This is a genomic window from Pseudomonadales bacterium (assembly GCA_024234215.1).
In the GTDB taxonomy this organism is placed as follows: Bacteria; Pseudomonadota; Gammaproteobacteria; order Pseudomonadales; family UBA5862; genus JACKOQ01.
This window is the reverse complement of record JACKOQ010000003.1, coordinates 226,942-241,434: the sequence shown is the minus strand read 5'-3', so window position 1 is coordinate 241,434 and position 14,493 is coordinate 226,942. Positions and strand designations below refer to the sequence as shown.

The 14,493-nt window shown below is 65.1% G+C and carries 18 protein-coding genes; 11 read left to right on the top strand and 7 right to left on the bottom strand.

All coding sequences use genetic code 11. The annotated features are described in order from the left end of the window. Positions 1-3: 3 nt before the first annotated feature. The 6 genes from H7A13_07850 to nifA form a co-directional block, all read right to left on the bottom strand. A complete protein-coding gene (locus H7A13_07850; protein ID MCP5333256.1) occupies positions 4-786 on the bottom strand; it encodes an LRV FeS4 cluster domain-containing protein in 783 nt (260 codons plus the stop codon). Further along, positions 773-1,333: a hypothetical protein gene (locus tag H7A13_07845; protein ID MCP5333255.1), complete on the bottom strand. Its 561-nt coding sequence runs from the start codon at positions 1,331-1,333 to the stop codon at positions 773-775. Before H7A13_07845 ends, H7A13_07850 begins: the two co-directional genes overlap by 14 nt. A 6-nt stretch (positions 1,334-1,339) precedes the next feature. Beyond that, positions 1,340-1,711 carry an iron-sulfur cluster assembly accessory protein gene (locus H7A13_07840; GenBank protein ID MCP5333254.1) on the bottom strand — a complete coding sequence of 124 codons (372 nt, stop codon included), beginning with the start codon at positions 1,709-1,711 and terminating at the stop codon, positions 1,340-1,342. A gap of 8 nt (positions 1,712-1,719) precedes the next feature. Continuing rightward, positions 1,720-1,944 carry a 4Fe-4S binding protein gene (locus tag H7A13_07835; GenBank protein MCP5333253.1) on the bottom strand — a complete coding sequence of 75 codons (225 nt, stop codon included), beginning with the start codon at positions 1,942-1,944 and terminating at the stop codon, positions 1,720-1,722. A 34-nt stretch (positions 1,945-1,978) separates the two neighbouring features. Then, a complete protein-coding gene (gene nifB / locus H7A13_07830; GenBank protein ID MCP5333252.1) occupies positions 1,979-3,544 on the bottom strand; it encodes a nitrogenase cofactor biosynthesis protein NifB in 1,566 nt (521 codons plus the stop codon). 233 nt (positions 3,545-3,777) lie between these two features. Continuing rightward, positions 3,778-5,391 (bottom strand): nif-specific transcriptional activator NifA, encoded by a 1,614-nt coding sequence (nifA, locus tag H7A13_07825; protein ID MCP5333251.1) that lies wholly within the window; start codon positions 5,389-5,391, stop codon positions 3,778-3,780. A gap of 375 nt (positions 5,392-5,766) precedes the next feature. On the opposite strand from nifA, the gene H7A13_07820 reads away from it, so the two are divergent. The 7 genes from H7A13_07820 to fdx are packed head-to-tail and all read left to right on the top strand — an operon-like array spanning position 5,767 to position 11,012. Then, entirely contained in the window at positions 5,767-7,011 is a 1,245-nt protein-coding gene (locus H7A13_07820; GenBank protein MCP5333250.1) for an IscS subfamily cysteine desulfurase, read from the top strand. Positions 7,012-7,044: 33 nt separating this feature from the next. Beyond that, on the top strand, positions 7,045-7,479 hold the full coding sequence (gene iscU, locus H7A13_07815) for a Fe-S cluster assembly scaffold IscU (protein MCP5333249.1): 435 nt from the start codon (positions 7,045-7,047) through the stop codon (positions 7,477-7,479). An 11-nt stretch (positions 7,480-7,490) separates the two neighbouring features. Then, positions 7,491-7,859 carry an iron-sulfur cluster insertion protein ErpA gene (erpA, locus tag H7A13_07810; protein MCP5333248.1) on the top strand — a complete coding sequence of 123 codons (369 nt, stop codon included), beginning with the start codon at positions 7,491-7,493 and terminating at the stop codon, positions 7,857-7,859. 17 nt (positions 7,860-7,876) lie between these two features. Then, entirely contained in the window at positions 7,877-8,200 is a 324-nt protein-coding gene (gene iscA / locus H7A13_07805; protein ID MCP5333247.1) for an iron-sulfur cluster assembly protein IscA, read from the top strand. After that, entirely contained in the window at positions 8,197-8,757 is a 561-nt protein-coding gene (gene hscB / locus H7A13_07800) for a Fe-S protein assembly co-chaperone HscB (protein MCP5333246.1), read from the top strand. The genes iscA and hscB overlap by 4 nt, the downstream gene beginning before the upstream one ends. 3 nt (positions 8,758-8,760) lie before the next feature. Continuing rightward, entirely contained in the window at positions 8,761-10,629 is a 1,869-nt protein-coding gene (gene hscA, locus H7A13_07795) for a Fe-S protein assembly chaperone HscA (GenBank protein ID MCP5333245.1), read from the top strand. Between the two features lie 44 nt (positions 10,630-10,673). Continuing rightward, a complete protein-coding gene (gene fdx, locus H7A13_07790) occupies positions 10,674-11,012 on the top strand; it encodes an ISC system 2Fe-2S type ferredoxin (GenBank protein MCP5333244.1) in 339 nt (112 codons plus the stop codon). Positions 11,013-11,041: 29 nt separating this feature from the next. Here fdx and H7A13_07785 read toward each other — a convergent pair whose 3' ends face one another. Beyond that, positions 11,042-11,344: a hypothetical protein gene (locus tag H7A13_07785; GenBank protein ID MCP5333243.1), complete on the bottom strand. Its 303-nt coding sequence runs from the start codon at positions 11,342-11,344 to the stop codon at positions 11,042-11,044. On the opposite strand from H7A13_07785, the gene nifV reads away from it, so the two are divergent. Genes nifV through H7A13_07765 form a run of 4 tightly spaced genes read left to right on the top strand, consistent with a single transcriptional unit; the run spans position 11,343 to position 14,491 of the window. After that, complete coding sequence (gene nifV / locus H7A13_07780; protein MCP5333242.1) at positions 11,343-12,503, top strand: homocitrate synthase; 1,161 nt, start codon at positions 11,343-11,345, stop codon at positions 12,501-12,503. The genes H7A13_07785 and nifV overlap by 2 nt on opposite strands. A gap of 5 nt (positions 12,504-12,508) precedes the next feature. Beyond that, positions 12,509-13,255 (top strand): serine O-acetyltransferase, encoded by a 747-nt coding sequence (cysE, locus tag H7A13_07775; GenBank protein ID MCP5333241.1) that lies wholly within the window; start codon positions 12,509-12,511, stop codon positions 13,253-13,255. Positions 13,256-13,296: 41 nt separating this feature from the next. Continuing rightward, positions 13,297-13,641 carry a nitrogenase-stabilizing/protective protein NifW gene (locus tag H7A13_07770; GenBank protein MCP5333240.1) on the top strand — a complete coding sequence of 115 codons (345 nt, stop codon included), beginning with the start codon at positions 13,297-13,299 and terminating at the stop codon, positions 13,639-13,641. Between the two features lies 1 nt (position 13,642). After that, positions 13,643-14,491, top strand: coding sequence for an electron transfer flavoprotein subunit beta/FixA family protein (locus H7A13_07765; protein ID MCP5333239.1), 849 nt, complete (start codon positions 13,643-13,645; stop codon positions 14,489-14,491). Positions 14,492-14,493 lie beyond the last annotated feature (2 nt).

Sequence of the window (14,493 nt, the reverse complement as noted above, 5' to 3'; positions counted from 1 at the left end):
TTGCTACTCCATCGAAGCCAGATCGTTCGAAGCCAGGCCATCGCCACCGCAACGGCGTTGCCGCACCAGTTCACGCACGATGGGGTCCGGATCGTCCGCCAGTTGCGGCAGATGGCCGGGTTCGATCCGTCTGGCCACCGCGTGGCGGACCCGCCAGTCAGGATCATCGAGCCAGTGGAGAAGCTGCCGTGGTGCAGCGCGCTCCACCAGCAGCAGCCGCACTTCCGGGTCGGGATCGTTCCAGAGCTGCGGGAGCAGCGCCTCATCGGCCCGCAGCGCGATCAGCCTGCGCACGCCGGGGTCGGGATCGTCCAGCATCACTCTGAGCAAGCCGGCCGGCAGGCGGCGCGCGACGATCTGACGCACGTAGTAATCGGCATCGTCGGCCATCGCCCGCAATGCCTCGGGTGGCAGCCGTCCCGCCACCCGGATCCGCACCTCGCGGCTCGGGTCATGGATCAGCGGCAACAACTGGCGCAGCGGCAGGCGCTGTGCCGCACTCCAGCGCACGATCTCATCCGGGTCATCGACCAGACGGCGCAACTGGAACAGGTCGACATGACGCGCCGCGACCGCACGCACCTCGAAATAGGGGTGGTCGAGATGGCTGCCGGCGAGTTGGGGGTGACGGGCAAAGAAGCGGTCGATGCGTGGCGCATAGCGGTCATTCATGCAGGCATGGCCGGGGCTGCAGCCGCCATCGCGTTGCAGTGCATGGTGGTCGCACTGGCGGCAATCGACCGGCTGCCCAATCCAGGTGAGCGTGGCGATCTCACTCGTCATCATCCGCTCCCCGGCGTGCCAGCACCTGTTCCAGCACCGCGCCGCCCAGGCGGTCGGCCGGATCGAGTTCGCGCAACTTGGCCAGCATGGCCTGACCGAGGCTCAGATCGCCCAGCCGCAGGCTCAGATAGGCGCAGCCCTTCAGGGAGAAGAGATAGAAGCGCTCGGCCACTGCGGCAAAGTCATCGAAGCGTGCCGCAGTGGCGCTCACCGTCTGCCAGCTCTCTGGCAGACCACAGCCGCGGGCAGCGAGCGTAAGACAGCGCAGCCCCAGTTCGCGTGCCTGCATGAGCCGGCCCTTGTAGAAACAGAACCGGTACCAGGCGATCAGCACGGCCGGATGGTCGGGTGCCAGGGCCGAGGCCTGCAGCAGGTGCCGTTCGGCCAGATCGTCATCGGCATAGGCCGAGCCGGCGGCGCGCAGTGCTGCTTCGACTGCCTCGGGCAGCGCCCCGCCGAGGCAGGCCGCAGCCCAGTCTGCATCGGCCAGCAGGGCAGCGGGCCGCGACGCGCAGTGCAGGTCGGTGATCCAGTGGCTGGCGGCTGACATCGGCTTTCACTGCCCATTCGGTTGAACGCGGCGGACGATGGCGGAGACCGCCACCGCGGGAGTGGCCGTCGTGCTGCTGCAATTGCCGGCTCCGGCGACGTTGCGGAAGGTCAGGCCCGACTCGGTGGCCGTTTCGGCAAAGCCGACGGTGGCGCCTTCGAGCAGAAGCCGGCTCTCGACCGGCAGAAACAGCTTGAAGCCGTTGCACTCCAGCACGGCATCACCCTGCCGGGGTGACTGCTCCACACTGAACTCACTGGTGACGCCCGAGCAGCCGCCCGGGCTCACCTGCAACCGAAAGCCGGTCACGCCCTCGCCGCCGAAGCGGACCATGCGCTGCATGAATTTTTCGGCTGCTGCCGTCAGGGTGATGTTCACGGGTCACCTCATGCTCTGGCCTGGTAGCGCGGCTGGGCGCCGTCGATGACGCAGGTGTTGTCCACCGGACAGACCGCCACACACTGCGGATCATCGAAGTAGCCGATGCATTCGGTGCACTTTTTGGGGTTGATGACAAAGACCCCATCCTTTTCATAGATCGCGACATTGGGGCACTCGGGTTCACAGGCCGAACAGCCGGTGCATTGCGATGCGACAATCTTGTAAGCCATGAAAGATCTCCTGCTGGATGATGAAAAAAGAGGCTCAGGCGGCGATGAAGGCACCCTGGCGGATGTCGGCATCGCCGCGGCTCTGGTGGGTGATCTCGCCGGCGCGCACGCGGCCGACGTAGTCCATGAAGTAGGCGATCACCGACTGCTCGATGTGCTGGTGGGCGTACTTGTCCACCGGGTCGATGCCCGCCTTCTTGAGGTCGTCCTTGGGGCAGCCGCCGATCTTGGCCACGAACACGGCGTGGCAGTCGTTGATGGCGCGGATGACGGTTTCGAGCGAGTCCTCCTCGCCGTAGCCGCCCTGGCAGTACAGATCCACGCGGCGATGGCCGACGAACTTCGAGCCCTTGGCGTCGACTTCGTAGATCTGGAACTCGCTGGCGTGGCCGAAGTGCTCGTTGACCTTGCCCTGGCCCTTGGTGGCGACGGCGATCAGCAGGCTGATGCCTTCGGCGTCAGCCAGCTTGGCCAGCTCGGCCTTTTCCGCCTCCTTGGCCGCGACCGTGGCCTGGCGCTCCTGCTCGACCAGCGCCTGGTAGGCCTTGCGCGTGTCGGCGTCGTAGACCACCTCCATGGCGTCGATCTTGTCGGTGGTGAACTCGGCGCTGCGGTCCTCACCCAGCAGGCCGACCGCGTCGGCGCGGCACTGGCGGCAGTGGCGCATCATGTTCATCTCGCCCTCGCAGGCGTCCTGCAGGGCCTTCAGTTCCTGCGCGGTCGGGCCGCGCTGGCCGTTCAGGCCGAACACGGTGCCATGCTCGGGCGCCGAGATCAGCGGCATGATGTTGTGCAGGAAGGCGCCGCGGCTCTTGACGGCCCGGTTCACCTCGACCAGGTGCTGGTCGTTGATGCCCGGGATCATCACCGAGTTGATCTTGCTGAGGATGCCGCGCGCGGTCAGCATCTCCAGCCCCTGCATCTGCCGCTCGGTCAGGATCTTCGCGGCGTCGATCCCGGTCCAGCGCTTTTTCTTGTAGTAGATCCACGGGTAGATGTGCTGGCCGACCTCGGGGTCGACCATGTTGACGGTGATGGTGACGTGGTCCACGTTGAAGTTGGCGATGGTGTCGACGTGGTCGGGTAGCGCCAGACCATTGGTCGACAGGCACAGCTTGATGTCCGGCGCGGTCTTCGAGATCAGCTCGAAGGTCTTGAAGGTCTTGTCGGGATTGGCGAGCGGATCGCCCGGGCCGGCGATGCCGAGCACCGTCATCTGCGGGATGGTCGAGGCCACCGCCAGCACCTTCTTGGCTGCCTGCTCGGGGGTGAGCTTCTCGCTCACCACGCCGGGGCGGGACTCATTGGCGCAGTCGTACTTGCGGTTGCAGTAGTTGCACTGGATGTTGCAGGCCGGTGCCACCGCCACGTGCATGCGGGCGTAGTGGTGATGCGCCTCCTCGCTGTAGCAGGGGTGGTTCTTCACCTTCTCCCACACCTCGGGCGCCATGTCGGCCGGGCCGTCCGACGAGCCGCAGCTCGCCTTGCCGCTGCCGCCGGTGGTGCCGCAGCCCTTGTGCTCGGCGATCTCCTGCATGATCTGCTCCAGTGGTGCTGGAGACGAGAGGCTGATGGGGCTCAACGTGTTGCTCTGATCCATGTTCCGCTCCAATGGCTTGCAAGTCTGTCTGGATGAAGAATTTGGCTGTCAAACCCTCTACGCAAACAGCGTGCCGGGATGAGAGCTGAATCCAACCCATTGTTAAGTATAAAAATTCACGTAGAGGAGGCGATTGTCGGCAATCAGACACAATCGATGTCGGTGTCGTTTTTGTTGCAGAGCCGACAGGCGGAGCGAGGCGGCTGATCGCACCGGGATGAAGCGGCGGGGCGCTACAGATGCTTGAGTGGAATCTGATGCTTCTTCAAGGCGTAGCCGATCTGGCGTGGCGTGAGGTTGAGCAGCCGTGCCGCCTTGGCCTGGACCCAACCGGACTGCTCCATGGCCTGAATCAGCCGGTCACGCTCGGAGCTGTCTGCGGCCTCGTCACTGAACTCTGCAAGCGCGGGCGCGCGCCACTGCGGCTCGTCGCTCGATGGCTGCGGCAGAGGCTGGTTGCCGGGAATCTGCAACAGCATCGAGAAGCATTTGCCCTGCTGGCACGGCAGGTCGAGGTTTTGCACCAGGGTGCCACGGGTCATGGTGGCGGTGCGCTCGATGCAGTTCTCCAGCTCCCGCACATTGCCGGGCCAGTTGCAGGTGAGCAGGATCTGCACCGCTTCGGCCGATAAGGTCAGCTTGCGCTGGTTTTCGCGGTTGAACTTGTCCAGAAAGAATGCCGCCAGCAGCGGAATGTCTTCGCGCCGCTCGCGCAGGGCCGGCAGCGCGAGTGTGACCACATTGATGCGGTAGTAGAGGTCGGCCCGGAACTCCTTGTTCGATACCGCCTCTTCCAGATTCCGGTTGGTGGCCGTGATGATCCGCACATCGACATGGATCGGCCGGTTGCCACCGACCCGTTCGAACTCGCGCTCCTGCAGCACCCGCAGCAGCTTGCTCTGAAAGGCCGGGGAGACCTCGCCGATCTCATCGAGAAACAGCGTGCCGCCATCGGCCAGTTCAAACCGCCCTTTGCGGTCGCTGGTGGCGCCGGTGAAGGCGCCTTTCTCATGGCCGAACAGCTCCGATTCGAGCAGCGACTCGGTCAGTGCGGCGCAGTTGACGCGGATGAAGGGTTTGTCCTTGCGCGGGCTCAGATAGTGGATCGCCCGGGCGATCACCTCCTTGCCGGTGCCACTCTCGCCGCGCAGCAGCACCGTGGCCCGACTCGGCGCCACCTGATGCACCTCGGCGAACACCTCCTGCATCCGCCTGCTTTGGCCAATCACGCTGTCGAGGCTGTACTTGCCGCGCAGCTCCTTCTGCAGGCGACTCCTCTCGACCAGCAGCTCTTCGCGTTCGGCGGCGATGTTGCGATGCAGCCGGATCATCTGGCCGACCAGATTGGCCACCATCTTCAGAAAGCGGATGTCCCGTTCGAAATGGGTGGTGCTGAGGGCATCTTCCGTTTCGCGGTCGACCGCAAGGGCGCCGAGCAGTTCATTGCCGGCCTGGATCGGCACACCCAGAAAGGCGATCACCTGATCGGCGGAAAAGTCGCGTGATTCGGTGCGGTTGAGAAAGCGTGGCTCCAGGCGGATGTCGGGCACGACGATCGGCATGCCGCTTTTGATAATCTGGCCGATCACCCCCTCGCCGCTGCGGTATTTGCCCCGTTCGATCTCCTGACTGGTCAGATCGGGCGCGCCGGCGATGTAAAAACCGCCGGAGGGTTGGCGCAGACAGACCATGCCACGGCGCATCCGCAGGTGGGCGCTCAGAATGTTCAGCACCCCGCGCAGGCTCTTTTCGGTGTCGAGGGAGGAGCCGAGCACCTTGCTGATTTCGTAGATGGCCAGCAGTTGGCTGGCCACCGCCTCATGCCTGCTTCTGGCAACGTTGCCCATCGGCTTGCCGCCATTGCTTGCTGTCACCACCTTGAGTCACTCCGGGCGTGCCATCTGTTGAACTGCTTTGCCTGACAGGTTGGATACTGCAAATTGCGCTCCACTTCTCGAAAAGGCGCTCTGCTGCGTCGGGCACTCAGCGTGCGGCGCGCCAGTTGCCGCGCAAGCAAATGCAACGGCGCCCTTCGTCTGGCCTGATTCATGGAGGATTCGTTGTTCCAAAGCTGACAGGAGTGTCGGGTCAGCGACATTGCGGTTTCGGGGTCATGTTTCGACAACCTATTGAAAATAATTGTTTTTATGAGATGGCACGAAAGCGGCATTGCCAGGATTGACCACGCCATGCATTGAGTGAATCCGTTGAGGGCAGAGGGGATGGAATCAGTGAGATCACCGAACGCGCCGACCTCTTCGAAGCAGCCGATCTATCTCGACTACGCTGCCACCACGCCGATCGATCCGCGGGTGGTGGCGAAGATGCTGCCCTTTCTGACCGGAAATTTCGGCAATGCGGCGAGCCGTTCGCACCGCCTCGGCTGGCAGGCCGAGGCGGCGATCGAAGCGGCGCGCGCCGAGGTCGCGGCGCTGGTCAACTGTGAACCGCGCGAGATCGTCTGGACCTCGGGCGCCACCGAGTCGGACAACCTGGCCATCAAGGGCGCCGCCCATTTTCATCAGAACCGGGGGCGACACCTGCTGACGGTGAAGACCGAACACAAGGCGGTTCTCGACAGTTTTCGCGAACTGGAGCGGTTCGGCTTCGAGGTGACCTATCTCGCTCCGCAATCGAATGGTCTGATCGATCCGCAGCAGTTCGCCGAGGCGATCCGACCCGACACCACGCTGGCGTCGGTGATGCACGTCAACAACGAGATCGGCGTCGTTCAGGACATCGCCAGTCTGGGCGCGATCTGTCGTCAGCATGGCGTGCTGTTCCATGTCGACGCCGCCCAGTCCACCGGCAAGGTCGGGATCGACCTGGCCGAACTGCCGGTCGATCTGATGTCGTTCTCGGCCCACAAGAGCTACGGCCCCAAGGGGATCGGCGCGCTTTACGTCCGGCGCAAGCCGCGGGTGCGCATCGAGGCGCAGATGCATGGCGGTGGCCACGAGCGCGGCATGCGCTCGGGCACGCTGGCCACCCATCAGATCGTCGGCATGGGTGAAGCCTTTCGCCTGGCGAAACAGGAGATGGCGGCCGACAGTGCCCGCATCACCGCGCTGCGTGACCGCATGTTGGCGGGGCTGATGCAGATCGGCGAGGTCCATCTCAATGGTGATCCGCAGCAGCGGGTGCCGCACACGCTCAACGTCAGCTTCAATTTCATCGAAGGGGAGTCGCTGATGATGGCGATCAAGGAGCTGGCGGTCTCCAGTGGCTCGGCCTGCACCTCGGCCAGCCTCGAACCCTCCTATGTGCTGCGCGCGCTGGGGCTCAGCGATGAGCTGGCGCACAGCTCGATCCGTTTCTCGCTCGGACGCTTCACCACTGCCGCGGAGATCGACCATGCGCTGGTCACGGTCCGGGCGGGTGTGGAGCGGCTGCGCGCGCTGTCGCCGCTGTGGGACATGCACCAGCAGGGCATCGACCTGAACAGCGTGAGCTGGGCAGCGCATTGACCCTAATCCCCCTCTTTTTCAGGAGTCAGAACGATGGCGTACAGCGACAAGTTGATGGACCACTACGAGAACCCGCGCAATGTCGGCGTTCTCGACCAGGAGGATGCCAGTGTCGGCACCGGCATGGTGGGCGCGCCGGCCTGCGGTGACGTGATGCGGTTGCAGATCAAGGTCAACGAGGTCGGCATCATCGAGGATGCGCGCTTCAAGACCTACGGCTGCGGCAGTGCCATCGCCTCCAGTTCGCTGGTGACCGAGTGGCTCAAGGGGCGGACACTGAGCGAGGCGATGCAGATCAAAAACCGCGAGATTGCCGATGAACTGGCGCTGCCACCGGTGAAGGTGCACTGCTCGGTGCTGGCCGAGGATGCGATCAAGGCGGCGATCGAGGATTACCAGAGCAAACGGCCTGCCGGCGTCGAAACGGCCGGGGCCACCGAGATCACCCGGCTTACGGCCGCCTCCTAGGAGTCACCCCCATGCAGACAGAAGTCGTCGATCCAACGCTGGCATCGCCCGCGGCGCAGTTGATGTTCACCGAGCGTGCCGCCAGCAAGGTCAGGGAGATGATTGCCGAGGAGGGCTGCCCGGAGCTGAAGCTGCGGGTCACGGTCTCCGGTGGCGGATGCTCCGGTTTTCAGTATGGTTTCAGCTTCGATGACCAGGCCGATGAAGAGGACACCGCATTCGATCGGCATGGTGTGCAGCTGCTGATCGATCCGCTGAGCCTCTCCTATCTGGTCGGGGCCGAGATCGACTTTCACGATGGGCTCGATGGGTCACGTTTCGTGATCAAGAACCCCAATGCCAAGACCAGCTGTGGTTGCGGCAAGTCGTTCGCCACCTGAGAGTGCGAGGTTCCGCCATGTCGATCACCCTGACCGAAAGCGCCGCCAGGCAGGTGAGGAGATTCCTCGACCAGCGTGGTGCAGGCATCGGCCTGCGCATCGGCGTTCGCCCCAGCGGCTGCTCCGGAATGTCCTATCTGCTCGAATTCGTCGATCTGGCCAGTCCCGATGACCTGTGCTTCGAGAGCCGTGGCATCACCCTGCTGGTGGACCCGGGCAGTCTGGTCTACATCGAGGGCACCGAACTCGATTTCGTCCGTGAGGGGCTCAACGAAGGCTTTGCCTTCAACAACCCCAATGCCGCCAACCACTGCGGTTGCGGCGAGAGCTTCACGCTATGAACGCCCTGACGCAGCAGGGCGCGGCACAGCGCAGCGCGGTGGCTGACGATCACTTCGCGCTCTTCGGTCTGCCGGTGCGGTTCCAGCTCGACAGCGTCCGGCTGGCGGCGGCCTATCGCCAGCTTCAGAGCCAGGTGCATCCCGACCGCCATGCCGGTGGCAGCGTCACCGAGCAGCGTCTCGCCCTGCAGTGGGCCACCCGCGCCAATGAGGCCTATCAGACCCTCAGGAACCCGCTCGAGCGCGCCTGCTACCTGCTGCGGCTGCGTCACGGCATGGTGGCACTGAGCGAATCCGCCGTGCTGCCGGCGAATTTCCTGCTGCAGCAGATGGATTGGCACGAACAGCTCGGCCAGGCCAGACGCCAGCGTGATGGGGCGGCACTGGGACAGTTGCAGACGCTGCTCTGCGCGGAGCGCTTTGCCCTGCATGGCCAGCTTGCCGTTCGGCTCGATGTCGAGGGCGATGCGGCCGGCGCCGCCGAGCTGGTGTGCAAACTCAACTGCATCCACAAGCTGATCACCGCGATCGATGAGGCCAGACTGGCGCTGGAGTAGAACATGGCACTGTTACAGATCGCCGAACCGGGTCGAAGCACTGCACCGCACAGCCAGCGCTGGGTGATCGGCATCGACCTGGGCACCACCAACTCGCTGGTGGCCACCGTCCGCAACGGTGCGGGAGAACTGCTGAGCGATGAGGCGGGGCGTGTGCTGTTGCCCTCGGTGGTGCACTATCGGTCGGATGGCAGCAGTGTGGTGGGCCATGCCGCCCAGGCACATCAGCGCAGCGACCCCTGCAACACCCTGGTCTCGATCAAACGCTTCATGGGCCGCGAGCTTGACGACCTGTCGATGGCGGCCCGTCGCCACTACCGGTTCGTCGACCGCCCCGGCATGGTCCGCATCGAAACCGCCGCCGGTGTGAAAACGCCGCTGGAGGTCTCCGCCGACCTGCTGCAGGCATTGCGGTTGCGTGCCGAACAGCGTCTGGGCGGCGAGCTGTTCGGTGCCGTCATCACCGTGCCGGCCTATTTCGACGAGGCGCAGCGCCAGGCCACCAAGGATGCCGCCCGGCTGGCTGGCATCGATGTGCTGCGGCTGCTCAACGAACCGACCGCCGCCGCGGTGGCCTATGGCCTCGACCAGTCGGTGGAGGGGCTCTATGCGATCTATGACCTGGGGGGCGGCACCTTCGACTTCTCGCTGCTGCGACTGCACCGTGGCCTGTTCGAGGTGTTGGCCACCAGCGGCGATTCGGCGCTGGGTGGCGATGATTTCGACCTCTGCATCTATCAGTGGATGCTCTCCCAGGTCAATCTGGCCCGGCTCGATGCCGGTGATTCGGCCCTGTTGCTGGCCAAGGCGCGAGAAGCCAAGGAGGCACTGAGCAGCGCGGCGGGGGTGGTGATCGATGCCACGCTGGCGGATGGGACGCTGCTGGGCTTCATGCTGGAGCGGGCGACCTTCGACGAACTCTGTGCCGGACTGGTGGAGAGAACGCTGCTGCCGGTGCGTCGGGCACTGCGTGATGCCGGCGTTGGCACCCATGAAATTCAGGGTGTCGTGCTGGTGGGCGGCGCCACCCGCATGCCGGCGATTCGCCAGGCCGTGGCCCGCCTTTTTGGCCAGCAGCCGCTGACCCGCCTCGACCCCGATACCGTGGTGGCGCTTGGTGCCGCGATTCAGGCCGATGCACTGGCCGGCAACCGTACCGACGGCTGGCTGCTGCTCGATGTGACGCCACTGTCGCTCGGCATCGAGACCATGGGCGGTCTGGTGGAGAAGATCATTCCGCGCAACAGCACCCTGCCGACCGCGCGGGCCCAGGAGTTCACCACCTTCAAGGATGGGCAGAGTGCCATCACGCTGCATGTGCTGCAGGGCGAGCGGGAACAGGTCGAGCTCTGCCGGTCGCTGGCGCGCTGTGAGTTGCGCGGCATTCCGCCGATGGCGGCGGGTGCGGCGCGCATTCGGGTCACCTTCCAGATCGATGCCGATGGGCTGCTCACCGTTTCCGCCTGCGAGCAGCACAGCGGGGTGACGACCGAAGTGCTGGTCAAGCCCGCCTACGGCCTGGATGAGCAGGAGGTGGTGCGGATGCTGCGCGACTCCCGCGAGCATGCCCGCGAGGATGCCGCAGTGCGGATGTTGCGCGAGCAGAAACTCGAAGGAGAGCGGTTGCTGGAGGCGGCCCGGTCTGCGCTCGGCAGCGACCGGGCGCTGCTCTCGCCGGATGAGCAGCGTCTGATCGAGCAGCAGATGCAGCGGCTCGAAGCGGCGCTGGCCACGGCCGAGCGCGCCGGGATCACGCAGTGCATCGAGCTGTTGCAGCGCGAGACCGATGAGTTCGCCGCCCGCCGCATGAATGCCGCCATCCATCAGGCGCTGGCAGGTCGACACGCGGCAGAGCTTGCGGCGGAGCTCTGAGCCCGGACCGAATGGGCGACTGAAGCCACCGACGAGGAGTGACCATGCCGACCATCACCCTGTTGCCCCACGAAGCGCTCTCGCCCCGGCAGATCAGTTTCGAGGCCACCCCCGGCGCCAGACTCAGCGACCTGCTGCTGCGGCAGGGGGTGGCGCTTCCCCATGCCTGCGAAAAAGCCTGCGTCTGTACCACCTGTCATCTCATCATCCGCCAGGGGTTCGACTCCCTGCCGATGGCGAAGGAGGAAGAGGAGGACCAGCTCGGCAAGGCCTGGGGGCTCGAAGCCTGCTCGCGCCTCGGCTGTCAGGCACGCATGGGACAGCAGGATCTGGTGATCGAAATCCCGCGTTATACGCTCAACTTCGTCCACGAAAGCGGCTGAAGCGTCAGGCGCCGTTCGCAGCGAGCGATTCACGGCAACGCAAGATTCCAGGTTGTTCCGCACACCGGGCCTGCCCGGTCCTCATGCGGTTCGCCCTCTGTAACCACCTCCCCGCAGTGAAGCGGCGCCGGGCCAGACAGCTTTCGAAGAGCCCCGGCATCATCGACAGCAGCCACTGTCGCAAAGGCGACAATGACGACATTTGTCGGTCGTCGAAATGGCGCCATCTGTGCAACATGATGAAATAAAAAGACAAAAACAGAGATGCGGCGCATGGCATGGTCATTGCTGAACCCCTGTTGAGTCTCTTCATTCAATGGACCATCTGTCATGTCCGAACCCACACTGGCCATCGATCGGCGGGTCATCATCAATGACACCACCCTGCGTGATGGTGAACAGACCGCGTCGGTGGTCTTCACGCTGCAAGAGCGGCTGGCCATCGCCCGGGCGCTGGCCGAGGCCGGGGTGCCGGAGCTGGAGGCGGGCATTCCGATCATGGGAGGCGAAGAGCGCGAAGCGCTGGCGGCGATCGCCGCGTTGCGGCTGCCGGTGCGGCTGATGGCCTGGGGGCGGATGTGCGCGGCCGACATCGCGGCAGCTGCCGCATGTCCGGTGCAGATTCTCAACCTGTCGATTCCGGTCTCCGATTTTCACATCGAGCACAAGCTCGCCCGTGACCGGGACTGGGTGCTGGCACAGATTGCCCAACTGGTACCACGGGCGCTCGATCTGGGGTTCGAGGTGTCGGTGGGTGGTGAGGATGCGTCGCGGGCCGACCCCGACTTTCTGCTGCGTGTCGCCGAGGCCGCTCAGGCCGCCGGTGCCAGCCGCTTTCGCTTCGCCGACACCCTTGGACTGCTCGACCCCTTTGCCACCCTGACCCATGTGCAGCGGCTGGTGCGGGTGGTCGACATCGGCATCGAGATGCATGCCCATGACGACCTCGGCATGGCCACCGCCAACACGGTGGCGGCGGTGCTGGCCGGTGCCAGCCACATCAACACCACCGTCAATGGGTTGGGAGAGCGGGCCGGCAATGCGCCGCTCGAAGAGGTGGTGATGGCGCTGCGGGTGATCCATGGCCACGAGACCGGCATCGACAGTCGCGCTTTTCCGGCCATTTCGCAGCTGGTCAGTCTGGCCTCCGGACGCCCGGTCTCTGCGAACAAGAGCATCGTCGGTGCGGCGGTCTTCACCCATGAGGCCGGCATCCATGTCGATGGACTGCTCAAGCGGGCCGACATCTATCAGGGTTTCGACCCGGAGGTGGTGGGGCGCACCCACACCATCGTGCTCGGCAAGCACTCGGGCGGCAGCGCGGTCCGGCGCGCCTACCAGCAGCTTGGCATCGTGCTGGACGAACGGCAGACCGGGCAGATGCTGTCACGGGTCCGTGACCATGCGTCGGCAACCAAGCAGGCGCCCACCCCCAGCGAGCTGAAACGGTTCTATCTGGAGAGCAGCCCATGCGTGACTCTGCACGGTTGAGTGGCATGTCGGACGCGGCACTGCCCCGCCCGCGGCTGTTCCGGCGGCTGCGCGAGGAGATCGACTGCGTCTTCAGCCGCGATCCGGCGGCCCGCGGCAGGTTCGAGGTGCTGACCACCTACCCGGGTCTGCATGCGCTGCTGATCCATCGCCTGGCCCATCGGCTGTGGTGTGGGCACTGGCGCTACCTGGCCCGCTGGCTCAGCTTCGTCGCGCGCGCCCTGACCCAGATCGACATCCATCCCGGCGCCACCATCGGCCGCCGCCTCTTCATCGACCATGGCTGCGGCGTGGTAATCGGTGAAACGGCCGAGATTGGCGATGACGTGACCCTCTATCACGGCGTGACCCTGGGCGGGGTCTCCGCCAGCGGTGGCAAGCGCCATCCGACGCTGGCCGATGGCGTGCTGGTGGGGGCCGGCGCCAAGATTCTCGGGCCGATCACCATCGGCCACCATGCCCGGATCGGTGCCAATGCGGTGGTGACCCAGGATGTGCCGGCCGAGGCCACCGTGGTTGGCATTCCCGGGCGGGTGGTGCTGCCGATCGACCGCCGCCGCATCACCCGACAGGGCATCGATCTCGACCACCACCTGATGCCCGATCCGGTTGGCAAGGCACTCGCCTGTCTGCTGGAGCGCATCGACCGGCTCGAAACCGCGCTGTTGCCCAATCCGGCGGCCGATGGCAGCGATGCGCAGTGCGGCAGTTGCGCCGTCGACTGTCAGGATGGCGGCGAGCAACAGGGCTGACCCAGCAAGGCGATCAAAGCGAGGTGACCATGACCACATCCCTGGAGCAACTGCTCGACCAACTCAATCAGCTTTCGGCGGCGGAGGAGTTCTTCAACCATCTCGATGTCGCCTATGACCCTGGCGTGCTGCACGTCAATCGGCTGCACATCCTGATGCGTTTTCAGCAGTATCTGAAGCGGGCCACGGCCGAACTCGGCCGACTGGAGGAGGCTGCCGCGCTGAAGCAGGCCTGCGCGGCACTGCTGGCCCGTGCCCATGACGATTTCGTCCGCTCCAATGCCGCCACCGAAAAGGTGTTCAAGGTGTTCCAGGAGGCCGAAGGTGGTGCGGTGTCGCTCGACACACTGCGCCGCACCCTGCCATCACGCGCAAGAGAGGTCTGACATGCATATCGTCGTCTGTATCAAGCAGGTGCCGGACAGCGCCCAGATTCGCGTCCATCCGGTCACCAACACCATCATGCGCCAGGGCGTGCCGGCGATCATCAACCCCTACGACATGGTGGCGCTGGAGGAGGCGCTGCGGCTCAAGGACCGCTACAAGGCCCGTGTCACCGTGCTGACGATGGGTCCGCCGCAGGCGGAGGTCGCCCTGCGCAAGGCGCTCTCATTGGGGGCCGACGAGGCCATTCTGCTCACCGACCGCGCCTTTGCCGGTGCCGACACCCTGGCGACCAGCTATGCGCTGGCCGCGGCGATTCGCCAGATTCAGCGGGACATGCCGGTCGATCTGCTGTTTGCCGGCAAGCAGACCATCGATGGCGACACCGCCCAGGTGGGCCCCGGCATCGCCATCCGGCTGGGTCTGCAACTGCTCACCTATGTCAGCAAGATCGAGTCGCTCGACCTCGAACGGCGTCAGATCAGCGTGCAGCGCCGCGCCGAGGGCGGGGTGCAGCGGCTCCAGACCCGGCTGCCCTGCCTGGTCACCGTGCTCGAGGGGATCAACGAGCTGCGGTTCGCCACCATGGACGACATGTTTCGCGCCGCCCGCCACGAGATCAAGGTGTGGAACAAGGAGGCTGCCGCCATCGAGGATCTCAACATGATCGGCCTGAAGGGCTCGCCGACGGTGGTCTCCAAGGTGTTCGCGCCCACCGCGCAGACCCAGCGTGCCGAGATCATCGACGTCCAGAGCGGTCAGCCCAGCGACCTGGCCGCCACCCTGATTTCCAAGCTGTTCACGCGCTATCCGCAACTGCACGGCGAAATCACCCGCCGCGCCCTGTCATGAGG